The organism is Amycolatopsis umgeniensis (genome assembly GCF_014205155.1).
Lineage (GTDB): Bacteria > Actinomycetota > Actinomycetes > Mycobacteriales > Pseudonocardiaceae > Amycolatopsis > Amycolatopsis umgeniensis.
Map to the genome: position 1 here is coordinate 2,267,499 of NZ_JACHMX010000001.1, position 25,203 is coordinate 2,292,701.

Genomic DNA, 25,203 nt, shown 5'->3' on the forward strand with positions numbered 1-25,203 from the left:
GCTCCTTCAATCAGGCGCCGGATAGACCGGTGCGCTGGGAACTCCCCCTCTGTCATGGCACCTGAGAGTTTCACCACCCGTGAACGGGGTGGCTTTCACCTTGGGTGAGGCGCACTTGCGCGCCTGCTTTCCAGAGTGGCCTCGCGGAAGCGGTAGTGGGTACCTGAGAGATTCCGGGGAGTTTGCTCCTTCGGTGCCCCACCACGTTCGTGGGGGCTCTCCCGCTCCAGCTCAACGGCCCTGTCTGCAGTTGTGCGCACACCGTACCTGGCGTGTTCGGCGCGCGTCTACTTCTGGCCGGACACGTCACTTCTCCCGTTCGCCCGGACACCCGCGGTGCCCGGACGGCCGTCACTCGCGTGATCAGAAGCGGAACTCGCGTGATCAGAGGCGGAACTCATGAGTCACGGCTCTGATCACGCGAGTCACGGGCCTGATCACGCGAGTTACGGCTCTGATCACGCGAGTTCCGCGTTCTCCATCATCATTTCGGCGGTGATGGTGCCGCAGAGCTCGGCGCAGCGCATCATCATGTCGGCGGCCTCGGCGAGTTCGGCGTCGCCGGTCTTGGCGCACTCCTCGGCGCACATGCGCATCATCTGGGAGGACAGGCCGCACATCTTCGCGCACATGCGCATCATCTCGAGGTCGGCGACCATGGACGAACAGCGCATCATCATGTCAGCGCTCATCCGCGACATGTCCGCGCAGGTCACCATCATCATCCCGAGCTTGGCGCCGCCGATCTCCATGCAGCGCGTCATCATCTCCTCGCACCTGACGTGGCACTCGTTGCACAGGTCGATGCAGTCGCGCATGGCGGTGCTCATCTGCCGGGTCATCCTGGGGGCCTCCGCGCTTCTCGGATCGCGGAACCGGGCGGCTCCGCGTCTCAGGACTACCGCGCAGGTCAGGGGTACGCCATCCCAGCAACCGGGACGAGTGACGCCCGGGCAAGCAAGTCCGTGAAGGCCTCCTTGAGGGACCCTGGGTCCCTCAAGGAGGCCTTCACGGACAGCGCGGGGTCCCTCACAAAGGGGTGACGTAGGCTCCCGAGATCCCGCCGTCCACCAGGAACTGCGACGCCGTGATGAACGAGGCGTCGTCGCTCGCCAGGAAGGCGACCGCGCCCGCGATCTCCTCCGGCTCCGCGAACCGCCCGACCGGCACGTGCACCAGCCGCCGCGCGGCCCGCTCGGGGTCCTTCGCGAACAGTTCCTTCAGCAGCGGCGTGTTCACCGGACCCGGGCACAGCGCGTTGACCCGGATGTTCTCCCGCGCGAACTGCACGCCCAGTTCCCGGCTCATCGCCAGGACCCCGCCCTTGGACGCGGTGTAGGAGATCTGCGACGTCGCCGCGCCCATCACCGCGACGAAGGACGCCGTGTTGATGATCGAGCCCTTCCCCTGCCGTTGCATATGGGGCAGCACGGCCTTGCAGCACAGGTACACCGAGGTCAGGTTGACCTTCTGCACCTTCTCCCACGCGTCGATGCCCGTGGTGAGGATCGAGTCGTCCTCGGGCGGGGAGATGCCGGCGTTGTTGAACGCGACGTCGACCGAGCCGAATTCGTCCACTGTGGACTGGAAGAGGGCCTCGACCTGGTCGGCGTCGGTGACGTCGGCCTGGATGAACCGGCCGCCGACCTCGTCGGCCGCGGCTTTGCCCGCCTCGGCGGAGATGTCGCCGATGACGACCTTCGCGCCCTCGCTCGCCAGCCGCCTCGCCGTGGCGAGACCGATGCCGCTGCTGCCGCCGGTGATGACCGCGACGCGGCCTTCGAAACGCTGAACCATCATTCCTCCGTGCTGATAAAGACGTTCTTGGTCTCGGTGAAGGCGTCGACAGCGTCCGGGCCGAGTTCGCGGCCGAGCCCGGACTGCTTGAACCCGCCGAACGGCGTCCAGTACCGGACGGACGAATGCGAGTTGACCGAGAGATTCCCGGCTTCGACGCCGCGCGCGACGCGGAAGGCGCGGCCGACGTCGCGGGTCCAGATCGAGCCGGACAGGCCGTACTCGGTGTGGTTGGCCATGGTGATCGCGTCCGCCTCGTCGGTGAACGGGACCACCGCGACGACCGGGCCGAAGATCTCGTCCGAGGCCAGCGGATGCCGCAGGTCCGGCGGGGTGACGACGGTCGGCGGGAACCAGTTGCCCGGCCCCAGCGGCGCGCTCCCCCGGAACGCCACCGGCGCGGCGTCGTCCACATAGGACGACACCTTCGCGTGGTGCCCGGCCGAGATCAGCGGGCCCATCTCGGTCATCTCGAGGCGGGGATCGCCGACGACTACACCCTTCACCGCGGGTTCCAGCAGCTCCATGAACCGGTCGTACACGCTCGCCTGCACCAGGATCAGCGACCGCGCGCAGCAGTCCTGCCCCGCGTTGTCGAACACCCCGTACGGCGCGGTGGCCGCGGCCTTCTCCAGATCGGAATCGGCGAAGACGATGTTCGCGTTCTTGCCGCCGAGTTCCAGCGTCACCCGCTTCACCTGCGCGGCGCAGCCAGCCATGATCTGCTTGCCGACCTCGGTGGAGCCGGTGAACACCACCTTGCGCACCGCCGGATGGTCCACGAACCTCTGTCCCACCACGGATCCCTTGCCGGGGAGCACCTGGAAGACGTCCGAGGGGATCCCTGCCTCGCGGGCCAGCTCGCCGAGGCGGATCGCGGTCAGCGGGGTGAGTTCGGCCGGTTTGAGCACGACGGTGTTCCCGGCGGCCAGCGCGGGCGCGAAACCCCAGCCCGCGATGGGCATCGGGAAGTTCCACGGCACGATCACCCCGACCACGCCGAGCGGCTCGTGGAACGTCATGTTCACCCCGCCGGGTACCGGGATCTGCTTGCCGCTCAACCGCTCGGGCGACGCCGAGTAGTACGTCAGCACGTCGCGGACGTTGCCCGCCTCCCAGCGCGCGTTGCCGATCGTGTGCCCCGCGTTGGCGACTTCCAGCTGGGCGAGGTTCTCGATGTCGGCGTCGACGGCGTCGGCGAACCGGCGCAGCAGCCGTGCCCGGTCGCCGGGGGTCACCGCACGCCAGGCGGGGAACGCCGCCTGCGCGCGGGCGATCGCCGCGTCGGTCTCCTCGGCCGAGGTCGGCTCGACCGACCGCACCACTTCTTCGGTGGCGGGGTTGATCACCTCGAACGTGGTCATGAGCGCTCCTTCGCAGCTGTCACCAGCGCTTCGAAAAGCCTTGTGTCGTCGGGATTCTGTTCTGGATGCCATTGGACGCCGAGTACGAACCCGGCACCGGGTAGTTCCGCCGCTTCGATGGTCCCGTCGGCGGCCCAGCCTGTCGCGACCAGCCCGTCGCCGAGCCTGTCGATGGCCTGGTGGTGATAACACGGCACCTTGGTCTCGGTGCCGAGGATCGCCGCGGCCCGGCTGCCCTCGGCAAGCCTCACCGTAGTGGTACCGAAGGTCGCGGGCGCGGGCTGGTGAACCTTGGTGTCCAAAGTGTCCGGAAGGTGCTGGGCGAGCGTCCCGCCGAGCGCGACGCTGAGCACCTGCAGCCCGCGGCACACGCCCAGCACCGGTTTCCCACTGTCCAAAGCGGACCGCAGCAGGCCGAATTCGAACTCGTCCCGGTTCGGCCGGACGTACGTCGTCGGGTGCTGCTCCTGGCCGTAGCGGGCGGGCTCGATGTCGGCGCCGCCGACCAGCACGAGACCGTCCACCGCGGACACCAGCCTGTCGTGCGCGTCGCTCACCGGCGGCAGCAGGACCGGGATCCCGCCCGCCGCGACGATGCCGTCCACGTAGACCCGGTGCAGCAGCGCGGCTTCCGTCTCCCACACCAGGAATTTCGCGGGTTCCAGATAGGACGTGAGCCCGATGAGGGGTTCAGAGCCGTTCGAAGCCACGGATCCTCTCCCAATCGGTGACGGCGGCGTCGTACGCGGCGTTCTCGACCTTCGCCGCGTTCAGATAGTGGTCGACGACCTCGTCCCCGAACGCGGTCCTGGCGAGCTCGCTCCGGTCCAGCAGCTCCGCGGCCTCCCGCAAGGTCGTCGGCACGGTCGGCTTGCCGGAACCGTAGGCGTTGCCCTGGAACTCGGGCTCCAGCTCGAGTTCGTTCTCGATGCCGTGGAGCCCGGCCGCGATCAGCGCGGACACCGCGAGATACGGGTTCACATCGCCGCCGGGGACCCGGTTCTCGGTGCGGAGCGACTCCCCGTGGCCGACGACGCGGAGCGCGCACGTGCGGTTGTCGGTGCCCCACGCGACGGCCGTCGGCGCGAAGCTGCCGGGGACGAAACGCTTGTAGGAGTTGATGTTCGGGGCGAAGAAGTACGTCAGCTCGCGCAGGCCGGCGAGCTGACCGGCGAGGAAGTGCTCCATCAGCGGGGAGAACCCGCCCGGTCCGTCGCCGGCGAGGACGGCCTCACCGGCGGTGGAGCGCAGGCTGATGTGGATGTGGCAGGAGTTACCCTCGCGTTCGTTGTACTTCGCCATGAACGTGAGGCTCTTGCCCTCCTGCGCGGCGATCTCCTTGGACCCGGTCTTGTAGATGCTGTGGTTGTCGCAGGTGGCCAGCGCCTCGGCGTAGCGGAACGCGATCTCGTGCTGGCCGGGATTGCATTCACCCTTGGCCGACTCGACGTACAGCCCCGCGCCGCCCATGTCGTTGCGGATCCGGCGCAGCAGCGGCTCGATCCGCGCGGTGCCGAGCATCGAGTAGTCGACGTTGTACTGGTTGGCGGGGCGGAGGTCCTGGTACCGCTTGTCCCAGGCCGACTCGAAGGTGTCGTCGAAGACGATGAACTCCAGCTCGGTGCCGACATGGGCGCTGAGACCGAGCGCGGCCAGCCTGTCGAGTTGCCCGCGCAGGATCTGCCGTGGCGACGGGGCCACGGCGCCGCCCTGCACCCGTTCGAGGTCCGCGAGGACGAGCGCGGTGCCCTCCTGCCACGGGAGCAGGCGCAGCGTGTCGAAGTCCGGACGCATGACGAAGTCGCCGTAGCCGGTCTCCCAGGAAGACATCGCGTAGCCGTCGACGGTGTTCATGTCGACGTCGACGGCGAGCAGGTAGTTGCACGCTTCGGTGGCGTGCTCGACGACCTCGTTGAGGAAGTATTCGGCGGCGCAGCGTTTGCCCTGCAGCCTGCCCTGCATGTCGGTGATCGCCACCAGCACCGTGTCGACGGCGCCCTCCTCGACCAGTTCCCGGAGCCGATCCAGTGTGAGCATGCCGCGCCTGTTCGCCATCAGCCTCACCTAAAGGTTCGAAGCGGTACCTTTGCGGCTTCTTCCTACCGGGTCAGCCCGACCCGGTCAACTCCACTAATGGTCTGGTTGGTTATCCATTGCGGACTGTAGTTGATCCCTGGGCGGATTGTCTTTGATGCCCGGCTGAGAAGATGCTGTGAATCCCGCCGGACCGGGAGGAGATCCGTACCTCCGGAACGTTGTACGGATCAAGAGAGGTGAGAAGGAATGACACAGGCATTCACGCAGCAGACCACGTTCACCGAGCCCCAGGGGCGGGCTCAGCTCCCGACGCTGCCCAGCGGGTGGCCGATCGGCTCTTACGAGTCGTACTCCGATGCGCAGCGTGCGGTCGACCACCTCGCGGGAACGGACTTCCCGATCACGGACGTCACCATCGTCGGTGTCGAACCGATCCTGGTCGAACGGATCGCCGGGCGGATGGGCTGGAGCAAGGTGCTCACCAGCTCGGCGCTTTCGGGCGCGATGTTCGGTGTGTTCCTCGGCCTCGTGCTGAGCCTGCTGAACCCGGGCGCCGGACTGGTTCCGATCATCGTCGGCCTCGTCGGCGGTATCGGGTTCAACCTGCTGTTCGGCGCGCTGGGGTACGCGGCTTCGAAGAACAAGCGCGGGTTCATCTCGCAGAGCCAGCTGGTCGCCCGGCGTTACGACGTCCTGGCCCAGCCGCGCAACGCCGAGAAGGGCCGTGCCCTGCTGGCCGACCTGGCCGCCAGGAGCGCGTTCACCCACTGAGCCTCGTCCCGCGGAAGCCGGCACCTCGTCGCGAGGTGCCGGCTTCCGGCTTTCACGGGGTCAGACGGTGCAGGTCCCGAGGGAAGAGCGTCGCCTGCCGGACGTTGGGCAGCCCGAGCAACCGGGCCGTCCACCGTTCGAGACCGAGCGCGAACCCGCCGTGCGGCGGCATCCCGTGCGCGAAGACGGCCAGATAGTCGCGGTACGGCTCGGCGGGTTCACCCCGCGCCGCCAGCGCGGCGAGATAGTCGGCGTGCCGGTGCAGCCGCTGGCCCCCGGTCACCAGCTCCAGCCCGCGAAACAGCAGGTCGAAACTGTTGGAGTACTCCGGCCGTTCCGGGTCCGGATGCGTGTAGAACGGCCTCTTCGCCATCGGATACCCGGTCACGAAGAGGAATTCCGATCCGTGCGTGCGCTGCGCCCAGTCCGAAAGCAACCGTTCGTGCGCGGGTGCGAGGTCGGGCTCGCCGCGCGGGTCCTCCTCGGACAGCCGTGCGATCAGCTCTTGGGCGTCCGCGAAAGGGATCTCCGGGATTTCCTCGGGCACCACGACTCCGGCCTCCGGCACGGCCGCGACCATTCCCGCCAGCGCCTCCCTCAGCACGGTCATCACGTCGTGGTGGCCGTCGATGAAGCCGAGTTCGGCGTCCAGGCTGGTGTACTGCGCGAGATGCCGCGCGGTGTCGTGCGGTTCGGCGCGGAAGACCGGGCCGACCTCGTAGACCCGCTCGAACACCCCGACCAGCGCCTGCTTGTAGAACTGTGGCGACTGAGCGAGATACGCCTGCTCGCCGAAATAGTCGATCCCGAAGACGTTCGCACCGGACTCGGTCGCCGACGAGACGATCTTGGGCGTATGGGTTTCGGTGAACCCGAGGCCGTCGAGCGCGGACCGGAACCCGGCGACACTCGCCGCCGCGATCGTGAAGGCCTCCTTCAGCCGCGGATGTCGCAGCGCGACGGCCGCGTTGTCCAGCACCGTGGGCAAGGTGGCCTGCGGCGACGGCCGGTAGAGGTCGAAGGGCGGCGGTTCGGCGGGTTCGGACAGCAGTCCGACCGTCGGCTCGGTGACTTCCAGGCCGCCGGGTGCCTGAGGATTGGCGGTGACGAAGCCTTCCACCTCGACCACGGTTTCCTCCGGCGGACAGCCGGTTTCGGCGAGGACGACCTGGGCGAGCCCGGATCGGTCCCGGATCACCAGGAAGGTGACGGATTTCAGCCGACGCCGGCGGTGTACCCAGCCGGCGATGCGGACACGGTCGCCGACGTGGCGGGGCAGGTCGGCGACGAGGACACGCGAGATCATCACAACTCCTGTACGGATGTGCGCGATCCCTTGGGAGTGCGGGCGAGAAGGGGACTCGCGGTACCACCGCACTTTCGCCGCCACCCTGGACGAGCGGCGGCCTCGAAGGCCCGATGACGGGGGCCGGACGGCGGGGCATCGGGCGCGTGCGCCGTTCCTCCCCGCACTCGGGAGGGTCTTCACCGAAGGGCGCGAGGCCGCCTTCACAGCTACCGGCGGCTCTCTCGGTCTCGCGGGCTCCCCGGCTACTCGTCTCCGTCAGCGCGTTGCCCCGGAGGTTACGTCCTCCGGGGCAACGCTCGCATCCTTGTTTCGCCGAGGTCAGTGACCGTCGTAGTGCTGCGGAGCGGCCATGTCGAACCAGTTGAAGTTCTCGATCATCTGCCGCGTGCTGCCGATGTACTGCGGCCCGGTGAGCTCCCACCGCTCGACGAACCGGAAGGTGCCCGGCTCCAGGCTTTCGTCGACGCCGGTGTCGGGGTCGTCGGTGACCGGCCGGTACTCCCAGATCGTCTTCTTCTCCAGCGTGACGTCCAGCAGCTGGTAGCCCGACTGGGTGCTCAGGTAGCCGGGGGTGTTGTGGTCACCGGCGCGTCCCGGGTCGGACAGCTTCAGCTGGACGGTGTCGCCGTTGAACGAACCCTTCGCCGCGACCACGGTGACGATGTGCCCGCCGGAGCGCTGCAGGCTCCCCCATGGTCCGGCCTTGTAGCGGCCGTACGCGATCTGGAGCGGGCCTTCGTTGAGCTTCTTCGCCAGTTCGCCGGAGAAGTCGGCCGTGCCCGCGGTGCTCACGTTCCCGGTCGAGGACGTCCAGCCCGCGTCTCGCGCCGGTTTCGTGGCGATGGTCCACGCCTTCTGCAGGTTGCCGAGCGTCGTCTTGCCGTCGTACTTCGCGTCGACGCCGATCCGCCCGATCGAGTTGGTGATGACGTTGTAGTCGGCCTGGTCCAGCGGGTCGAGCTGGCCGACCTTGGTGGTCAACCAGCCGACCGGCGCGCCCTTCACATGACCCCAGTAGTGCAGGACGTTATACAGCGAAGCCGGTCCGCAGTACGCGTTGCCGTCGTTCTCCAGTCCGGCGCGGAACTGGTCGACGTCGCTGACCCCGCACTGCTTGACGTCGAAGTCGGCGCCGTAGACGTCGGTGGCCTTGACGCAGGGGGGCGGGGTGCCGATCTTGTCCGCCGACGCGGTTCCGGGGAGGGTGGCGACGGCGGTGAGGGTCGCCGCGGCGGCGAGGATCAGGCTGCGGATCATGGCTCCTACCTTCGGTTTTCGGTTCCGGCTGGTAGGAGAAGCCTGATCTTCCGGACCCCCCAGACGCATGAGGGGTGATCCCTCAACTCCCTCGCTGGGCTGTCCGGGGGACCCTCACGAAAGCACTCGCGCCAGCTCTCGCCGTCCGGCGATGCCGAGCTTCGTGTAGATCCGCCCGAGGTGGTTTTCGACCGTCTTCGGGGTGACGAACAGTTCCTGCGCGATCTCGCGGTTCGCGCGTCCGGACGCCGCGAGATCCGCGACCCGGCGTTCGCTCGCGGTCAGCGAGGTCGGGCCCGCGAAGATCACCCGCCGCGGCCGGTCGCCCAAGGCCTCCAGCGCTTCGACCGCGCGGGTGCGCAGCACGACAGAGCCGCATTCGGTGGCCAGGTCGATCCCGCGGTTGAGCGGGGTCCGCGCGTCCGTACGGCGCCGCGCGACCCGCATCGCCTCGCCGAGGTCGATCAGCGAACGGGCGAGGTGCAGCCGGGCCGGGGACCGCTCCAGCACCCCGACGGACTCGGCCAGCAGATCCAGCCGCCGGTCGCCGTCGGCGTGCGCGAGCAGCCGCAACGCGGCGCCGATCTCCGTCGTGGTCCCCCACTTCCGCGCGATGATCACCTGTTCCTCGGCCAGTTCCAGGGCGTGGTCCGACTCGCCGAGCAGCATCGCGGCGCGTACCGCGGGCACCCGCCACGGGATGGTCGGCGGATCGACCCCCGCCGCGAGCATCTCGTCGCGCTGCAGGAACGCCTGTGTCCTGGCGAGGACGGGATTCCCGATGGCGAGCGCGATCAGCGCGCGGGGCTCGTGCAGCCACATCGTCGGCATCATGCTCGGACCGTCGCCGTGGTCGCTGTCGAACCGCGCCAGCACTTCGGCGGCGGCTTCGAGGTCACCACGCTCCATCGCGGCGTAGGCAAGGAAATGCGTCGACGTCGCCCGCAGCGCGACCACCTGCGGCAACGGCTCCTCGGCGCCGATCGCGGCGAGCGCGCCCTCGGCTTCGGCCTCCATGACGCTCACGTTGCCGAGACGCCAGTTCAGGAACAGCGCGGCGTTGGCGACCATCGCGAACTCGACGGGCGAACCGTGCGCCCGCACCCGGCGGCGCGCGCTCTCGATCTCCCGCCTGGCCTCGTCGATGCCGTCGGCCGAGATCAGCGCGAGCATCGCGACCACCCAGCCGACCATCACGTCGATGCTCCCGGTGGCGTCTTCGAAGTAGGCGCCGTGGGACAGGGCGCGGCAGGCCGTCGCGGCGACCTCGTCCGCGGGCCGGACCTCGTACCGGCCCATCTGCGCGAGCAACCCGAGCAGAGTGCGTTCGTCGGGGGTGCCTCCGCTCAAACTCGCGTACGCGCGCAGGTGATCCGACGCCACCCGGCGGTGGTGCGGCAGGAACGAGCGGATCACCGCGAGCCGCGCTTCGAGATGCATCCGGCCGGGATCGCGCGGACCGCCCGGGCGGGCGGCGATCGCCTCGAGCAGTTCGGCGACGGCGGCTTCGGGCCCGTCGACGACTGCCGTGGCCGACGCGGCGGCCGCGACGAGCTCGGCGTCGGGGACGCCGTCCGCCGCCACGAGGAGTTGTTGCCGCGCCTCTGCCGCCTCGCCCGTGCGGAGCAGCGCGCGACCGAGCTCGGCCCGCAGTGCCGCGTCGTCCGGGGTCTCGTCGACGGCCCGGCGCAGATGTGCGGCGGCCGTCTTCGGGTCGCCCGCCGAGAGCAACGCTGCCGCGGCCTTGCGCAGGATCTCGGCCGCGTCCGGCAGGGTGCCTCGCGGCGCCTGCGCGAGATGAGCGGCGACACGGTCCGCCGGGGCCTTCGCCGCGCGCAACGCCTTCGCGGCGGCCCCGTGCAGTGCCGCACGGGCGATCGGGCCCAGGTCGGCGAGGACGGCCTCGCGGACGACGGGATGGATGAAGACGAGGTGGTCGCCGTCGCCGGTGAGCACGTTGGCCGAGGTCAGCGCCTCGACGGCGAGCGAAAGCCCGGCGGCGTCCAGCTCCGCCAGCGCTCCGGCCTGCCACGGATCGCCGCCGGTGCCCAGGATCGCGACAGCGCCGGCGAGCCCGACGGCCTCGACGGGCAGCCTGCCCAGCGCCGCGCGGAAAACGGTGCTGGGGCCCAGTTTTCCGACCTGACCGGCGGTCGCGTCGGTGTCCAGAGGCAGCCCGAGCGCGTCGAGTTCGTCGACGAGAACCCTTGCCAGGAAGGGATTCCCGCCGCTGGCCGCGTGCAACGAGGTGACCACGGCCCAGGCCGGGACCACCCCTCGGGCGGCCACGAGTTCGGCGAGCGCTTCGAGCGAAAGCGGCTTCGGCAGGACGCGTTCGGCCTGCCGTGAGACGCTCAGATGCGCGAGAGGCCCGGCGTTCTCCGCGGGCGGCCGGGTCGCCACCACGAGCACGATCGGCAGGTCGGCGATCCGGCGGGAGAGGTAGACGAGGAACTGCAACGACGATCGATCCGCCCACTGGGCGTCGTCGACCGTGATCAGCAACGGCCGGGTCGACGACAGATCGACCGCGACCCACCACAGCGCGTGCAGCGTCCTGGCCAGTTCGGCCTCGCTCGGGTCGGCGGCCGCGGCGTCGAGCGCCCGGAGCGCGGCGCCGGACGGGCCCGCGAGGATCTTTTCACGGGTCTCCCCGCTGTAGCGCGAAACCGACCGCTCGACCATCTGACGGACCACGCCCCAGGCCATCGCGCCTTCGAGCGCGTCGCCGACCGCCTGCAGCCGTCCGAACCCACGGTCTTTCGCCAGCTCACGGGTCTCCTGAACCAGACGGGTCTTGCCGATCCCCGCACGGCCTTCGATGACGACCACCCGGCCCTCGCCCGCCTTGGCGGAGTCGAGTGCCGCTTCGATCCTCCCGAGTTCGCGCCCGCGTTCGAGAGTCGGCTCGACGCGGCTCATCCGGTCAGGCGCTCGAGCCGGTCGGGATCGCGCAGCGGTTTCCCGTGTCCGAACAGGACGAGACTCGGCCGGAGCCCGGCGAGACGTCGCATCGATGCACGATTCAGCTCCGCGTCCCAGGTGAGGAAATCCGGCGGGCCGGTCAGCCGTCCGACGTGGAAGAACACGTCCCCGCACAGCAGGACGCCGTCGCTCTCCCGCCAGAGCGCGAGATGCCCCGGCGAATGCCCGGGGACGTCGAGCACCGTGAACCCGGCGACGTCGTCCCCCTCTTTCAGCGCGCGGTCGACGGGGTGGGGTTCGGGCATCTTCATCCGGGAGAGCAGTTTCGGGATCCGGCCGGGAGCCGTGGCGGGGGTGGCCGTTTCGATCGCCTGGACGTCCTTTTCCCCGGCCCACAAGGGGATCCCGAATTCCTCGCAGAGCGCGTGGCTAGACCCGAAGTGATCCGGATGGGCGTGGGTGACCACGTGCGCGCTCACCTGCTCGCCGGCGAGTTGCCGGGAGACCCGCCGGCGCGCCCCGGGCGTGCCGGAGTCCACCAGCACGTCCTCCACCAGATAAACGTTCATCAGGTGCGGTGGACGGCCGAGGAGTTGCCGTACTCCAGGGGCCAGTTGGCGCATCCGAGAATCGTAGCGGTCACTGGGCGGGACGAAAGGGCTCCATTGGGTCACGTTCCCCAAAAAGTTCCAGTGAGGAATTCACGCAGTAAGACGAGAAAGTGTGCAAGATCGGTCAAATACGGGATCGGGTCATTGAGCGAAGGCGTGAATCGCGTGATCAGAGCCGGAACTCGCGTGATTGACGCCGCACTCGAGTGTTCCGTGTCCAATCACGTGAGTTCCGCGTCCCTTCGGCCCGCAGGGGAAAGGGTGGAGGCGGCCCCCGACGTCCGCCTCCACCCGGGCCACCTAGCGCGTCGGCTGGGTGGAGTTCGACGGCGGCGCCACGGAGGACGACGGCGGCGCCTGCGGGATCGCGGAAGGCGGCACCGGAGCGCCCTTCGGGATGGCCGCACTGAACGGGACGTCGGTCCGTTCCTGACAGTAGCCGCGGGAACCGTTGTAGCCGTTGAGGTTTCCCTCGCTGTCCCGGACTCCTCGCTCGAGCCGCGGGCGGGGGTAGCGGTTGTCGTCGCCGACCTTCCGCTTCTCGCCCGTGCTCTTCTCGCAGGCGTACCGGGTCGTGCTGAGCGGACGACCTTCCTCGTCGTAGAGGTAGATCCCGGTCAGCGGTTTGCCCTCGGCGTCGAACGCGTAGATGTTGTCCACGCCCTGGTTGCCGTACATCAATTGCGGATTGCCGTACGTGTCGCTGTAGTTCGGCGGGTAGCCACCGCCGTAGGGACCGCTGCCGTAGGACCGTTTCGCGATCAGGTCGACCGCGGCGCCCGCCCCGCCCAGCATGCTGCCGATGACGAACGCCGAGATCGGCACTGCCAGCCACAGCAGTCGCCGGTCCCCCTTGAGTTTCGGTCCCGCCCAGACCACCGCGGCGGCCGCGAGCAGCATCAGCGGCAGCAGCAGGACGGCCCCGGTGTCGCGAAGCACGAGCAACAGGCCGAAGATGACCAGCACCGCCGCGCACAGCACCCACCACGCGGGCTTGAGCGCACGGAAGTAGGCCAGCCCCTTGCCGTTCCGGTTGGCCTGGAACGAAGTCACGATGTCGCGGAGCTTGATCACCTCAGGCAGTTCCGCGATCGGGGCGACCCCCCTCCGCGCCACGTAGACGACGCTGATCGCGAGCACGGACGCGATGAAAAGCAGGCCCAGCAACGGTTCCACCCGGACCCACAACGCGGCGGCGAAGCCGAACAAAGCGAACCCGCCCACGGAGAACACCAGGCCCCAGAACGCGAACCGCGCTCCGCCGATCCCGGTTTTCGCCTTCAGCAAGGTGGTCTGTTCGCCCGCGTCGGCCGGGCGCGGCGGATAGCCACCGGACGCCCGCAGCTCGGCGGCGTAACTCTCGGGGCTGCCCAAACGCTCGATCAAGGCGTCGACCTTGGGGTTGTCCCCCAGTTCCGCCTCCATTTCGGCGAGATGGGGCCGGACGTCTTCGAGGATTTCCTCGACTTCGCTCTCGGGCAGGTCGGCGAGCGCGCTCCTGACCCTCGCCAAGTACACCCGCACGGCGGTCGGATTCTGCGTGCTCATGCTGCCTCTCCCAACAGGCTGTTCATCGTCGTGGCGAAACTTCGCCAGGTCTGCGCCGATTCTTCGAGGCGCTGGCGCCCCGGATCGTTGAGGCTGTAGTACTTCCGGTGCGGGCCCTCTTCACTCGGCACCACGTACGACGTCAGCAGGCCCGCTTTGTACAGCCGCCGGAGCGTCCCGTACACCGAGGCGTCGCCCACTTCCTGCAACCCCGCGACCCGGAGTCTTCGGAGCACGTCGTAGCCGTAGCCGTCCTCCTCGCGAAGCACCGCGAGCACAGCGAGGTCCAGCACGCCTTTGAGTAGCTGACTGATCTCCACAGTCGTGTCCCTCCCAGTCTTACGCAACAGAAGGTACCACGCATTGCGCAGTAGTGTGCACGGCGGAGGCGACTTGCGTTCGATCGGGGTTCATGGGTTACTTAGTCCAGTAATGAACCACCGCACCCGGGGAGGGTGCACGACGACTGGGAACGGAGGTGTCGTGCTCGACGAAGGAACACCCCTGTTCGTGCAGATCGCCGAACAGATCGCCGACGACATCGCCGAGGGAAGCCTGGCCGAGGGGGAACGCGTGCCGTCAACCAACGAACTCGCCGCCTTCTACCGGATCAATCCGGCGACGGCGGCCAAGGGCATCAACGTGCTGGCCGACGACGGCCTGCTCGAGAAGCGGCGCGGGATCGGCATGTTCGTCGCCGACGGCGCACGGCAGAAGCTGCTCACCGACCGGCGGCAGCGGTTCGCCGAGCAGTACCTCGACCCGATGCTGATCGAAGCGAGGCGCCTCGGCATAGACGACGAAAGCCTGATCTCACTCATCCGCGGGAACGGACACCGGAACGGAGGACCCGCCGCATGACGCCGACCATTTCGACCACCGGCCTGACCCGGCGCTACGGCGACCACCTCGCGCTCGGCGAAGTCTCGGTCGACATCGAAGAAGGCAAGATCACCGGCTTGCTCGGCCGCAACGGCGCGGGCAAGAGCACGTTCCTGCGCATCATCACCGCGCAGGAGTTCGCGAGCGCGGGCTCGGTCCGCGTGTTCGGGGAGAACCCGGTGGAGAACGAGCGGGTGCTCCGGCGCCTGGTGCTCGTCCGCGAAGACCAGCAGTTCCCGGATTTCAAGGTCCGGCACGCCCTCGCGGCGGCGTCGTGGTTCTACCCGAACTGGGACGCCGAGCTGGCCGACACCCTGCTTCGCGACTTCGACCTGCCGCTGAAGCGCCCGATCAAGAAGCTCTCGCGAGGGATGCGCTCGGCGCTGTCGATCACGATCGGCCTGGCGGCGCGAGCGGAACTCACACTGCTCGACGAGCCGTACGCGGGTCTCGACGCCGTCGCACGGCACCTGTTCTACGACCGGTTGCTCGACGACTATTCGAGTCACCCCCGCACGGTCCTGCTTTCCACGCACCTGATCGACGAAGTGGCCGATCTGCTGGAGCACGTCGTGATGATCGACAAGGGCCGTGTCGTCCTCGACGCGCCCGCCGACGAACTGCGCGGCTCGGCCGCCACTGTCAGCGGACCGGCCACGGCGGTGGAGACCTTCGTCGCCGGACGCCGGGTGCTGCACCGCCGCAAGATCGGTTCGCGGGCTTCGGTCACCGTCGCCGACTCGCTCGATGCGGCGGCGAAGGCACGGGCACAAGCCCTGCACCTGAAGCTGGAACCGTTGTCACTGCAGCAATTGATGGTGCACACCTCCAACGGACAGGCGACCGCAGAGGAGGCGTCCGCATGAACACCCTGGTCAAAGTCGCGCGTTACCACCTGGTGGACCGGCTCCAGTTCCTGGTGCTCCCGGTCGGCGTCACACTCTTCGCCTTCGGGGTGAACCTCACGATTTTCGCGGTGATCCCCGAAAAACCCGAGGAAAACTACTCCGGCGGCCTGTTCACGCTGTTCGTGTTCATGCTCGTCTGCGGCGCCTTGAGCATGACGAAGTCGCTGCCGTTCGGGCTGGCGCTCGGGGTGTCGAGGCGGTCGTACTATCTGGGCACGATCCTGCTGGTCACCGGGCTGGCCGCGATCTACGCGGTGGGAATCGTCGTGTTCCAGGCGATCGAGGAAGCGACCGGCGGGTGGGGGCTCGGCCTCAACTACTTCCGGGTGCCTTGGCTGCTCGACGGTCCCTGGTACCTGACCCTGCTCACGTCGTTCGTGTTCCTGACGCTGATGTTCGTCTACGGCATGTGGTACGGCCTGATCTACCGGCGCGCTTCGGTGCTGGGGGTCGTCCTGTTCGCCGCCGCGCAGGTCTTGGTGCTGCTGGCCGGGGTGCTGTTGCTCAGCTGGACCGATTCCTGGTCGAAGCTCGGCACGTTCTTCAGCACGGTGACCGTCGCCGGCTTGACCGGAGTGCTCGCGGTACTGGTCGGCGTCGCCGCCGCCGGCGGGTTCGCCACGATGCGCCGCGTCACGGTCTGAAATCCTTTCCACACCAAGGAGTCCTGTGATGGCAGTGGTCTCTGTCGTGCTGTGGGTGATGCTGGCCGCGATCTTCGCCGTACTGGGGGTGGCGAAGGTCCTGCGTCAGCCGTCGTTGATCGCCCGGACCGAGAGGCTCGGCTTCTCGGTCCGGGCGATCCAGGGGATCGGCGCCCTCGAGGTCGCCGGCGCGGCCGGGCTCGTGGGCGGGTTCTTCTGGCGGCCCCTCGGGGTCGCCGCGGCGATCGGCCTGATGGCGTTGCTGATCGGAGCGGCGGTCTCCCACGTGCGGGCGGGCGACGGGGTCAAGGACGTCGCGCCGCCGGTCTGGCTCGCGCTGATCTCGGCGGCGGCCGCCGTCACCGCGATCGTTTCCGCTTAACGCGGTGACCCTTGCGTGAGGTCCGCGCCAGGACACCGACCGTGTGGATTTGGGACGTTGGATGACCCGAAATCCACACGGTTCCGCGTGACCGACCCGGCCAAGACAGCCGGAGACCTGAGGGGTGTGTGGATGAGGAGTGTGTCCGTTTGCGGAGCCGTCCCGCCGTCTTGAAGGCCCCCTTTGAGACGGTGACCGTCTCAAAGGGGGCCTTCAAGACAATCGAACGCCAGGCCGCCGCTCAAGCCGCCAGCGTTTCGCGTGCCCGGTCCCGGATCCGCCCGACCACGGTGGACCGCCGCCAGGCATGTGTGACCTCGACCAGCCACGCCGCTTCGGTGGCGATGTCGGGCTCATCGAGATAGGTCGCCGGAACGTCGTCGGGGGCGTACCGGCGGCCTGCCTCGGAGGCGACGAGCGCGGCGGCCAAGGCCGCGGCCTCGATCGTCGCGGGGACACGGGATTCGGGGATCTTGGCCTTGCGTGCCTCGGCTTCCGCGGCCGGCGGGACGTCCGGATCGAAGTAGGGGCGCAGGGCGAGGTGGCCGTCCCGGATCTCGATGACCCTGCGGTACAAGGCGAATTCGACGCCGCCCGGCATACCGGGGCCCGGGTCCAACGCGATTCCCGGGACGGCCTCGCGCATCGCGGTCCACAACGGTTCGATCCGGCGGTACGTCCGGTACGTGCCGATCAGGCGGAACGGGGTGGCCAGCGCGGGCCCCCACACGCTGAGCGTCGCGCCCGCTCCGGCGAGCCCGACGCTCAACGCCGCCAGGATCGACGAGAGCGTGTCTTCACCGGCGTCGACTTCGCCGGTGGTGGCGAGGATGTAGATGTCGTCGACGTCCCAGAAGGTCCAGCCCAGCGCGGAAACCCCGCCGCCGACGAGCAGCCACAGCCCGGTGCGAAGCGGGCCTGGGTCGGCATGGCGCGCGAAGCGGGCGAAGACGATCGAGAACGTCAGCAGGCTGATCAGCCCGTAGACGAGGAAAAGGATGTTGTACGCGACGAACCAGCCGAGCCTGCCCGGTCCGGCGGCGGTGTGCTCGCCGACGCGATAGCTGTCGGAGAGGAAGAAGAGCGCGGTTTCCCCGGCCACAACGATCCAGGAAAGCACCGCGTGCCAACCGATCCGCTTTTCCTCCCCCAGTTTCAGCGAATGCGCGAACGCGACCGCGAAGGCCATCGCGCCGATCTTGAGCAGGTCCGCCGCGAGGTTCAGGAGGCTGCCGATGGGCTCTTCGATGCCGACGGCGTTCTCCATGGCCGGGGTGAGCAGCATGATGCCGCCCGCGATGCACATCCCGAAGGCGCTGAGGAACCACATCCGCCGCAACGGCTGGGTGTGGCGGGCCTGGATCAGCTTGTAACCGAAGCCTGCGAAGGCCACCACGCAGCAGAAGTACGCGATGGTCTCCGTCACGGCTGGCGTCGCTTCCGGCTGCCGAAGAGGTTGTCGACCCTGGCCATCCCGCCGGCGAGGTCGCTCCCGCTCTCGTCCGTGTGCGCGGCGCCGCGCACCGCCGTCCTGGCGACGCGTTGCGCGAGGAGACTGGCGAGCAGCTCGGCTTCCTGTTCCTCGACGGCGCTGTAGCTGGTGCGGCCGAGGACGCGGCGGACGAGCTCGGGTGACAGGTTCGGCATGAGGGCCTTGCTGGCCGCGGCGTCGAGCGCGATGCCGTCGGCACCCGCGTCCGAACCGACGTGGCCGCACAGCAGGTGGCCGACCTCGTGCAGGAGGATGTGCCGCCGGTGCAGGGCGGTGGTGTTGGTGGGATACAGGATGTAGTCCGCGCGCTCGGTGCTCATCAAAAGCCCGCACGGGCCACTCGAGGGGACGTTGACCTGCATCAATTCGATCGGACGGCCGCGTTCGTCGGCCAGTTCGGCGATGAAGGCGTCGGCGTCGAAGGGTTCGGGAAGGCTCACCCCGTCGGCGAGACTCCGGCAGCGGCGCCACAACTCCTTACGGCGGCGGTCCACTTCACGCCTCCCTCTTCTGGCCGCCCCGTCCGGATTCCCTGCGGGCGATCGCGTCGATCATGTCGCTGATGGTGTCGAGTCCGTCGGGGGAAAGTGTTACGGCTCGCAACGCGACATCTCGGACGCCCGCGTCGCGAAGGGCTCCGAGGAGGGCGAGCTCCTCGGCGATCTTGGCGCTCTGCTCGTCGTCGAAGAAGTACGCCGGTGAGACACCGAAGAACTGGGCGAGCGCCTCGAGGTGGCGTTTCGTGGGGTTGTCGCGACGTCCGGTGCGCAACTGCCACAGGTAGGTCGTGGAGAAACTCTCGCCGGTGGCCTCTCGGCAGGCCTTGGCGACCTCCTCGTGGCTGTACGGCTCACGATCGGGTCTCAGCACGATCTGGAACAGCTTGTCGATCTTTTCGGCGAGCGTCGTCTTGCCGGGCTCGGTCGCGGCCACCATCCCACTCCCTACATGTCGTGCCCGTTCATGCTAGTTGACCCGATGCCCCCTTTCATACACGTCAGTTTTCACCTCACACGCGGCCGCGGCTGGCAGCGCGGACAGGAGAACGACGAACGGTTCATGAAGGGGTCACGCCGGATGGCCGTCCCGCACCGGCCACAGGGCAAGCCTTCCTGGCCGTAGGCGTCGAGGGAACGGTCGAAGTACCCGGACTGACCGTTGATGTTGACGTACAGCGCGTCGAACGACGTCCCGCCCGCGACGAGCGCGGCGGCCATCACCTCGCTGGCGGCGGTGAGCACGGTGCGGCCGTGGGCGGCGGTGAGCTTGTCGGTCGGGCGGGCCCAATGGAGCTTGGACCGCCAGAGGGCCTCGTCGGCGTAGATGTTGCCGATGCCGGAAACGAGGGTCTGGTCGAGCAGGGCCCGTTTGACCTCGGTCCGCCTCGACCGCAGCGCGCGGACGGCCTGGTCGAGGTCGAAACGCGGGTCCATCGGGTCGCGGGCGATATGCGCGATGGTGCTCGGCAACGCCGTCCCGTCGACTTCGGTGAGTTCCGCGAGCGCGAGACCTCCGAAGGTCCGCTGGTCGACGAAGCGCAGCTCCGGCCCGTTGTCGGCGAAGCGGAATCGCACGCGAAGGTGCTTCTCGTCGGGCGCGTCATCGGGCTGGACGAGCATCTGGCCGCTCATGCCGAGGTGGGCGAGCATGGCCTGGCCGTCCGACAGCTCCAGCCAGAGATATTTGCCACGGCGGCGCGCGGCGGTGATCGCGGTACCGGAAAGCCGTCCGGTGAAATCCTCGGCGCCGAGTTCGTGGCGGCGGATCGCGCGGTCGTGCAGGACTTCGACGTCGGCGATCGTCCGGCCGGAGACATGCGCCTCCAGCCCGGCGCGGACCACCTCGACCTCGGGGAGTTCGGGCATGAAAAAGTCCTCGTGACTGGTAAGGACGGTTCTAACCGTCCTTACCACTCACGAGGCGAGGGCGCTCAGGTCGTCTTCGGAGGCTGTTCGATGTCGAGTTCGGCCGAAAGCTGTCGCCAGGCCGTCTCGGCGGCCTTCTGCTCGGCTTCCTTCTTCGTCGTCCCCGAGCCGTAGCCGAGTTCACGCCCGCCGACGAGCACGGTGGCGCTGAACTCCTTGCGGTGATCGGGGCCGGTGTCCTCGACCTTGTACTCGGGCACGCCGAGCCCCGCCGACGCCGTCAGCTCCTGGAGGCTGGTCTTCCAGTCCAGTCCGGCACCGCGCAGCGGCGCTTCGGCGAGCAGTCCGTCGAACAGGTGGTGCACGAGCTGACGTGCGATCTCGATGCCGTGTTGCTGGTACGCGGCGCCGATGACGGCCTCGAGACCGTCGGCGAGGATGCTCGCCTTGTCCCGGCCGCCGGTGAGCTCTTCGCCCTTGCCCAGCAACAGATGCGTACCCAGCCCGCCTTCACCGAGGCCGCGCGCGACCCGGGCCAGTGCGTGCATGTTGACCACACTGGCGCGAAGCTTCGCGAGCTGACCTTCGGCCAAGTCGGGATGCGTGTTGTAGAGGTGATCGGTGACGACCAGACCCAGCACCGCGTCCCCGAGGAACTCCAGACGCTCGTTCGGCGGCAACCCACCGTTCTCATAGGCATAAGAACGGTGGGTCAGCGACAGCGTCAGCAGCTCGGATTCGATGGTGATCCCGAGCGCTTCGAGCAGTGGTGCGGGGTCAGCGGGCGGTCCACCGGCCGATTTGCCCCCCATGTCGGTCAGCTGCCGATCAGGCGGGCTCGACGACCTGGCGACCGTTGTGCTGGCCGCAGGCCGGGCACGCGATGTGCTGGAGCTTCGGCTGCTTGCAGGCGCGGTTGGAGCAGGGCACCAGCTGCACCGGAGCCGCCTTCCACTGGCTGCGGCGCGCGCGGGTGTTGGATCGCGACATCTTCCGCTTCGGGACGGCCACGAGTAGATCTCCTTCAGACGGTCTGCCCGCGGTCGCGAGCGAACTTGCTTCTCCGGAACGAGCTGGTGCTCGTCAGGCTTGCTTTCCGGGGCCATCGGCCTGGTCATCGCCCGTTTCGTCGCCGAAACGATCGACCAGCGCGGCCCACCGAGGGTCTATCTTCTCATGCCCGTGCCCGGGCTCGAGATCGGCCCACTTGACACCGCATTCGATGCACAGGCCCTGGCAGTCCTCGGTGCACAGCGGGGCCAGCGGCAGTGCCAGCACCACCGCGTCGCGGACCGTCGGCTCGAGATCGATCCGGTCGTCCACCAGGCGAGGGATCTCGTCCTCGTCGGTGGTCTCCTCGGTCGCGGAGCCGGGGTACGCGAACAGCTCGGTCAGGTCGACCTCGACGTCCTCGGTGATCGGGTCGAGGCACCGCGAGCAGTGCCCCGTCGCGACGGCGGACGCCGTACCGCTGAGGTAAACGCCCTCGACGACGGACTCGAGCATCAGGTCGAGTTCCAGGCTGGAGCCGACGTCGATGGTGATGACGTCGGGCACCCCGAGCGCGGTCTCGACGGGGATGGTGCGGTGGACGGCCTTGCTCAGGCCGGCGTGACGGCCGAGTTCGCGGGTGTCGAGCACCCACGGGTTCCGGTCGTCCAGTGGCGCAGGCCTGGCCTGCGGCGACTTGTTCTCAGACATCGGTGACCAGGGTACGCACGTCCCGCCACCCCTTTACGAGCACGCCCCCGCCATACCCCCGCACACCCCAGGTGACCGCGACTCCAGCACCGAACGGTCTCCGCGAAGGCGCGCAGCGCCGGGCGGAGACTTCACCCCTCGCGCGCCCTCTTTCGGGCCGAAGGCCCACGGAAACGTGATGAAGGGGCGCCCTCCGCACACAACGTGAGTTGCGTACGAAACGGCGCCCCTTCGGCACGTTTACGTCAGCGCGCGAGCAATAAAACAGCGCGAGCAATTAACTCTGGTAGTCGTACAGCGAGGTCCGGCTGTTGCCCGGCAGGTTGACCGGGGACCGCAGGTGGTTGCGCCCCGAATCGACCGTCCGCAGCGTGGTGGCCAGCAGTTCGGAGAACTCGGCCAGCTTGCCGTCGACGTAGGCGTCGCAGTCACCGCGCTGCTTGTCGGCCTCGGCGTGCGCCTCGTCGACGATGCGCGCCGCCTCGCCGTGCGCGGCCTGGACGACCTCGGTCTGCGCGACGAGCCGGGCCTGTTCGGCGCGGCCGTCCTCGATGGCGCGCTCGTAGGCGTCGCGGCCCGCCTGGATCATCCGCTCCGACTCGGCCCGCGAACGGTCGGTGAGGTTCTGGAACTCGGCCTGTCCGGCGGCGACCATGCGCTCGGCCTCGCCGTGCGCGTCGCTCATCATCTGCTCGGCGCGGGCGCGGGCGTCGGCGAGGATGCGCTCGGCCTCGGCCTGCGCGTCGGCGACCGTGCGGTCGGCCTCGGTGTTCGCCGTGGTGACCGTCTCCGCCGCTTCGGTACGGGCGGTCTGGATCAGCTGATCACGTTTGTCGAGGACGTCCTGCGCGTCGTCCACTTCCCCCGGAAGGGCGTCACGGATGTCGTCGAGCAGCTCGAGGGCCTCCCCGCGCGGTACGACGCAACTGGAAGTCATCGGCACGCCGCGGGCTTCCTCCACGATGGTGACGAGCTCGTCGAGCGCCTCGAAAACCCGGTACACGGCCACTCCCTACCTACAGCGATCCCCACATTCCCTGAGCTCAGTTTGCCCTCATCGCAGTCGTAAGGGGTGAAAGCGCGCGGTACCGGGCGTGTCCCCGCCGGTACCGCGCGCCATGATCACCGGAAGGAGAAGGCCGGGTCGGCGACGAGCTTGATCAATTGTTCGTCGGTGAGTGCCGGCTCGGCTTCCGGCGAGTCCCCCGAACCGAGGTCGAGCACGTTGACCGAACCGCCCGCCGACGGCCAAGCGATCGCGTTGCGGCTGGTGGCCTGCCTGCCCGACTCGGACATCTTGTTCGTGCCTTCGTAGATCACCACCGGGACCCCCTCGGGGGTGACCAGTTCTTCGCATCGCATCGCTTCGGTACCGCTGCTCCGCCTCCCCGGACTGCAGTAACCCTCGCGGGGATAGCCGTCCTTCGTGCTCACCGGGCCGCTGATGGTGAGGTTGATCTGCCGTTTCACCCCGGCCGCGTCGGTGTACTTGACCTCCGAGGTCATCAGGTCCCAGTCGTTCACCTGCTCGAAATCGGCGACGGAGACATCCTTGGCACCGGCCAGGACACCCGGCAGCACCTCCTTCAGATGCCGGAGGTCCCATGCCTTCTGCTCGCTCCTGGTCAACGGCGGGGCGGCCGGTGACACCGGCGCCGGCTCGTCCTCCGGCGCGATGACCACCACCGCGACGACGAGCACAGCCAGCGTCGCCGCCCCCGTCGCGAAGACCCCTCGCCGGTTTCGCACCTTCTTCGCCGCCGTCTCGGCGACCTCGTCCGGATCGAAGCCGAGCGGGGGCTCGGCCAGGGTCATCCCACGCAGCCTGTTTTCGAGTTCGTCCATCACGCGCTCCTCCCGGAGACAGCCTCGTCGTGCTGTCTCTGCAGGGCCACGCGGAGGACGTCGAGCCCCCGCGCGGCCTGACTTCTGACCGTCCCTTCCGAACAGCGCAGCGCGACGGCGACCTCCGCGACCGGGAGATCGGCGCAGTAACGCAGGACGACGGCGGCGCGCTGTTTCGGTGGAACTTCGGAGAGGGCGCGAAGCAACGAATCCGAAATCCCGGCACCGGCCGGAGCAGCGGGCTCTTCGGGGACGACGCCGTCGCGGTTCTCTCTGCTCCGCCACGGTCGCCGCCGCTCATCGAGCCAGCAGCGCAACAGGATCTGCCTCGTGTAGTTGTCTACGGGTCCTTTCCGGCTGACCTTCGGCCAGACCCGGTACAGGCGAATGAGCGCGATTTGGACCAGATCCTCCGCGAGATGCCAGTCGCCGCAGAGCAGGTACGCCGTCCGCCTGAGCGGCAGCGCCTTGTCCCTGGCGAATTCCCTGAAGCTCGCTTCGTCCCCAGACCGCATCGTGCCTCCTCTTCCGTGTTCCGATGTATCTCACGGACGAGGAGGCACGTGACGTTGCATGGCGGGATCAAGCGCCGAGATTCACCAGCTTGAAGGTCGCGTAGCGGTCCGGGGTGTAGACGATCTCGCCGCCCTTGCCGGAGATCACGCGGTCGCTCGTGCTCACCGGGAACAGCTGGTAGTAGCCGGCGGCGCACGAGGGCAGCACACCTTCGCGGTTCTCGTAGACCGTGCCGGTCGCGCCGCCGCGGGCCTTGTCCACCACGGACTTCGCCGCGGTGGAGAGCGTCGAATAGCCGATCTTCGTCAGCTTCGAGGTGTCACCGCAGGACGGTGACGGCGTGCCCTTGACGTCGATCACGGAGAAGGTCTTGTAGTGGTCGCCGGTGTAGAAGTACTCCCCGCCCGTCCCGGTGACGATGCGGCGCGTGCCGCGGTTCGACGAGCCCGGGGTCGGGACGGTGTACTCGTGGTAGTAGCCCGAGGCGCACTTCGGGAGGATGTTCTCCCGGTTCGAGAAGACCGTTCCGTCGTTGTCCGGGTACGGGTACGGCCCACCCTTCTGGATGAGGTTGTACGTCGTCGTCGCCTCGGCGGGCAGCGACGAGAGCGACGAGTGCTTGAACCCGGTGAGATCTCCACAGGGGTTCTGCTGGACGGAGACGGGCGTCGCGGCCTGCGCGGCACTGATCCCGCCGAAGAAGGTGACTAGCAGAACGAGCAGCGCGGCGGCTATCCGCGATCGTTTGTTGGTCATTTTCGGACCGTAACCCGATCGTGTGGTCGCCAGAAGGCGTCGAGATGAACTCTCCACCGTCGTTCACCGCTGCCCGACCAACGGCCTCGGCCGTTCGGGTCAACCTCGTTCGGAGTACTTCTCCGCGAGCCGTTTGAACACTACCGGCGGCACCAGGTGCTCGATGTCGCCGCCGAGCGCGGTGACCTCCTTGACCAGCGAACTCGACACGAACCCGTACGTCGGGTTGTTCGCCATCAGCAGCGTTTCGAGACCGGTCAGCTCGCGGTTCATCTGCGCCATCTGGAGTTCGTAGTCGAAGTCGCTGACCGAGCGCAGCCCTTTCGCGACCGCCACGATGTCGTTCTCGCGGCAGTAGTCGACCAAGAGGCCCTGCCAGGAGTCGACGCGCACGTTCGGCAGCTTCGCGGTGATCTCGCGCAGCATGTCCATCCGCTCTTCGGTGGTGAACAGGCCCTTCTTGCTCTTGTTCACCCCCACCGCGACGACGACCTCGTCGAACAGCCTCGCCGCCCGCTCGATGATGTCGAGATGTCCATTGGTGGCCGGATCGTAGGACCCGGGACAGACCGCACGCCGCATGGCGCGGACGC

28 protein-coding genes and 1 riboswitch are annotated in these 25,203 nt (G+C 68.4%); of the genes, 5 read left to right on the top strand and 23 right to left on the bottom strand.

Annotated features, from left to right (window positions below; translation table 11 throughout):
- Window positions 1-39: 39 nt before the first annotated feature.
- Window positions 40-144: riboswitch (glycine riboswitch) on the bottom strand.
- Window positions 145-458: 314 nt separating this feature from the next.
- The 5 genes from HDA45_RS10075 to HDA45_RS10095 all read right to left on the bottom strand — a co-directional run bounded on the left by HDA45_RS10075 (window position 459) and on the right by HDA45_RS10095 (window position 5,216).
- A complete protein-coding gene (locus HDA45_RS10075) occupies window positions 459-842 on the bottom strand; it encodes a four-helix bundle copper-binding protein (RefSeq protein WP_184894012.1) in 384 nt (127 codons plus the stop codon).
- Window positions 843-1,029: 187 nt separating this feature from the next.
- On the bottom strand, window positions 1,030-1,797 hold the full coding sequence (locus HDA45_RS10080; protein WP_184894014.1) for a 3-oxoacyl-ACP reductase: 768 nt from the start codon (window positions 1,795-1,797) through the stop codon (window positions 1,030-1,032).
- Window positions 1,797-3,161 carry an aldehyde dehydrogenase family protein gene (locus HDA45_RS10085; protein ID WP_184894016.1) on the bottom strand — a complete coding sequence of 455 codons (1,365 nt, stop codon included), beginning with the start codon at window positions 3,159-3,161 and terminating at the stop codon, window positions 1,797-1,799. Before HDA45_RS10085 ends, HDA45_RS10080 begins: the two co-directional genes overlap by 1 nt.
- Window positions 3,158-3,871 (bottom strand): gamma-glutamyl-gamma-aminobutyrate hydrolase family protein, encoded by a 714-nt coding sequence (locus HDA45_RS10090; RefSeq protein WP_184894018.1) that lies wholly within the window; start codon window positions 3,869-3,871, stop codon window positions 3,158-3,160. The genes HDA45_RS10085 and HDA45_RS10090 overlap by 4 nt, the downstream gene beginning before the upstream one ends.
- Window positions 3,852-5,216, bottom strand: a complete 1,365-nt coding sequence (locus tag HDA45_RS10095; RefSeq protein ID WP_184894020.1) for a glutamine synthetase family protein — start codon at window positions 5,214-5,216, stop codon at window positions 3,852-3,854. The genes HDA45_RS10090 and HDA45_RS10095 overlap by 20 nt, the downstream gene beginning before the upstream one ends.
- Before the next feature lie 228 nt (window positions 5,217-5,444).
- Here HDA45_RS10095 and HDA45_RS10100 point away from each other — a divergent pair, with 228 nt between their 5' ends.
- On the top strand, window positions 5,445-5,969 hold the full coding sequence (locus tag HDA45_RS10100) for a YflT domain-containing protein (RefSeq protein ID WP_184894022.1): 525 nt from the start codon (window positions 5,445-5,447) through the stop codon (window positions 5,967-5,969).
- 52 nt (window positions 5,970-6,021) lie between these two features.
- Here HDA45_RS10100 and aspS read toward each other — a convergent pair whose 3' ends face one another.
- From aspS to HDA45_RS10130, 6 genes are all read right to left on the bottom strand, one after another.
- Window positions 6,022-7,275, bottom strand: a complete 1,254-nt coding sequence (aspS, locus tag HDA45_RS10105) for an aspartate--tRNA(Asn) ligase (RefSeq protein WP_184894024.1) — start codon at window positions 7,273-7,275, stop codon at window positions 6,022-6,024.
- A 321-nt stretch (window positions 7,276-7,596) separates the two neighbouring features.
- Window positions 7,597-8,535 carry a hypothetical protein gene (locus HDA45_RS10110; RefSeq protein WP_184894026.1) on the bottom strand — a complete coding sequence of 313 codons (939 nt, stop codon included), beginning with the start codon at window positions 8,533-8,535 and terminating at the stop codon, window positions 7,597-7,599.
- Window positions 8,536-8,649: 114 nt separating this feature from the next.
- Window positions 8,650-11,457 (bottom strand): helix-turn-helix transcriptional regulator, encoded by a 2,808-nt coding sequence (locus HDA45_RS10115; protein WP_184894028.1) that lies wholly within the window; start codon window positions 11,455-11,457, stop codon window positions 8,650-8,652.
- Complete coding sequence (locus HDA45_RS10120) at window positions 11,454-12,083, bottom strand: MBL fold metallo-hydrolase (RefSeq protein WP_184894030.1); 630 nt, start codon at window positions 12,081-12,083, stop codon at window positions 11,454-11,456. Before HDA45_RS10120 ends, HDA45_RS10115 begins: the two co-directional genes overlap by 4 nt.
- 288 nt (window positions 12,084-12,371) lie before the next feature.
- A complete protein-coding gene (locus tag HDA45_RS10125) occupies window positions 12,372-13,619 on the bottom strand; it encodes a DUF1700 domain-containing protein (protein WP_184894032.1) in 1,248 nt (415 codons plus the stop codon).
- A complete protein-coding gene (locus HDA45_RS10130) occupies window positions 13,616-13,939 on the bottom strand; it encodes a helix-turn-helix transcriptional regulator (protein ID WP_184894034.1) in 324 nt (107 codons plus the stop codon). The genes HDA45_RS10125 and HDA45_RS10130 overlap by 4 nt, the downstream gene beginning before the upstream one ends.
- 163 nt (window positions 13,940-14,102) lie before the next feature.
- Between HDA45_RS10130 and HDA45_RS10135 the strand changes: the two genes are divergently transcribed.
- The 4 genes from HDA45_RS10135 to HDA45_RS10150 are packed head-to-tail and all read left to right on the top strand — an operon-like array spanning window position 14,103 to window position 16,435.
- Window positions 14,103-14,480 (top strand): GntR family transcriptional regulator, encoded by a 378-nt coding sequence (locus HDA45_RS10135; RefSeq protein WP_184894036.1) that lies wholly within the window; start codon window positions 14,103-14,105, stop codon window positions 14,478-14,480.
- On the top strand, window positions 14,477-15,367 hold the full coding sequence (locus HDA45_RS10140; RefSeq protein ID WP_184894038.1) for an ABC transporter ATP-binding protein: 891 nt from the start codon (window positions 14,477-14,479) through the stop codon (window positions 15,365-15,367). The genes HDA45_RS10135 and HDA45_RS10140 overlap by 4 nt, the downstream gene beginning before the upstream one ends.
- A complete protein-coding gene (locus HDA45_RS10145) occupies window positions 15,364-16,053 on the top strand; it encodes an ABC transporter permease (RefSeq protein ID WP_184894040.1) in 690 nt (229 codons plus the stop codon). The genes HDA45_RS10140 and HDA45_RS10145 overlap by 4 nt, the downstream gene beginning before the upstream one ends.
- Before the next feature lie 28 nt (window positions 16,054-16,081).
- Entirely contained in the window at window positions 16,082-16,435 is a 354-nt protein-coding gene (locus tag HDA45_RS10150; RefSeq protein WP_184894042.1) for a DoxX family protein, read from the top strand.
- A 241-nt stretch (window positions 16,436-16,676) separates the two neighbouring features.
- Here HDA45_RS10150 and HDA45_RS10155 read toward each other — a convergent pair whose 3' ends face one another.
- The 12 genes from HDA45_RS10155 to coaD all read right to left on the bottom strand — a co-directional run bounded on the left by HDA45_RS10155 (window position 16,677) and on the right by coaD (window position 25,192).
- Window positions 16,677-17,861, bottom strand: coding sequence for an MAB_1171c family putative transporter (locus HDA45_RS10155; RefSeq protein ID WP_184894044.1), 1,185 nt, complete (start codon window positions 17,859-17,861; stop codon window positions 16,677-16,679).
- Window positions 17,858-18,421: a hypothetical protein gene (locus HDA45_RS10160; RefSeq protein WP_184894046.1), complete on the bottom strand. Its 564-nt coding sequence runs from the start codon at window positions 18,419-18,421 to the stop codon at window positions 17,858-17,860. Before HDA45_RS10160 ends, HDA45_RS10155 begins: the two co-directional genes overlap by 4 nt.
- Window position 18,422: 1 nt before the next feature.
- Window positions 18,423-18,863, bottom strand: a complete 441-nt coding sequence (locus HDA45_RS10165; protein ID WP_184894048.1) for a helix-turn-helix domain-containing protein — start codon at window positions 18,861-18,863, stop codon at window positions 18,423-18,425.
- A 68-nt stretch (window positions 18,864-18,931) separates the two neighbouring features.
- Window positions 18,932-19,792 (bottom strand): bifunctional DNA-formamidopyrimidine glycosylase/DNA-(apurinic or apyrimidinic site) lyase, encoded by an 861-nt coding sequence (mutM, locus tag HDA45_RS10170; protein WP_184894050.1) that lies wholly within the window; start codon window positions 19,790-19,792, stop codon window positions 18,932-18,934.
- Window positions 19,793-19,857: 65 nt separating this feature from the next.
- Complete coding sequence (gene rnc, locus HDA45_RS10175; RefSeq protein WP_184894052.1) at window positions 19,858-20,604, bottom strand: ribonuclease III; 747 nt, start codon at window positions 20,602-20,604, stop codon at window positions 19,858-19,860.
- Between the two features lie 16 nt (window positions 20,605-20,620).
- Window positions 20,621-20,803 carry a 50S ribosomal protein L32 gene (gene rpmF, locus HDA45_RS10180; RefSeq protein WP_005160412.1) on the bottom strand — a complete coding sequence of 61 codons (183 nt, stop codon included), beginning with the start codon at window positions 20,801-20,803 and terminating at the stop codon, window positions 20,621-20,623.
- 72 nt (window positions 20,804-20,875) lie between these two features.
- Window positions 20,876-21,493: a YceD family protein gene (locus HDA45_RS10185; RefSeq protein WP_184894054.1), complete on the bottom strand. Its 618-nt coding sequence runs from the start codon at window positions 21,491-21,493 to the stop codon at window positions 20,876-20,878.
- A gap of 277 nt (window positions 21,494-21,770) precedes the next feature.
- Window positions 21,771-22,496: a DivIVA domain-containing protein gene (locus HDA45_RS10190; RefSeq protein WP_184894056.1), complete on the bottom strand. Its 726-nt coding sequence runs from the start codon at window positions 22,494-22,496 to the stop codon at window positions 21,771-21,773.
- A gap of 119 nt (window positions 22,497-22,615) precedes the next feature.
- On the bottom strand, window positions 22,616-23,338 hold the full coding sequence (locus HDA45_RS10195) for a hypothetical protein (protein ID WP_184894058.1): 723 nt from the start codon (window positions 23,336-23,338) through the stop codon (window positions 22,616-22,618).
- A complete protein-coding gene (locus HDA45_RS10200) occupies window positions 23,338-23,853 on the bottom strand; it encodes an RNA polymerase sigma factor (protein WP_184894060.1) in 516 nt (171 codons plus the stop codon). The genes HDA45_RS10195 and HDA45_RS10200 overlap by 1 nt, the downstream gene beginning before the upstream one ends.
- A gap of 67 nt (window positions 23,854-23,920) precedes the next feature.
- Window positions 23,921-24,610 (bottom strand): ribonuclease domain-containing protein, encoded by a 690-nt coding sequence (locus HDA45_RS10205; RefSeq protein WP_184894062.1) that lies wholly within the window; start codon window positions 24,608-24,610, stop codon window positions 23,921-23,923.
- 99 nt (window positions 24,611-24,709) lie between these two features.
- Complete coding sequence (gene coaD, locus HDA45_RS10210) at window positions 24,710-25,192, bottom strand: pantetheine-phosphate adenylyltransferase (protein WP_184894064.1); 483 nt, start codon at window positions 25,190-25,192, stop codon at window positions 24,710-24,712.
- Window positions 25,193-25,203: the final 11 nt, after the last annotated feature.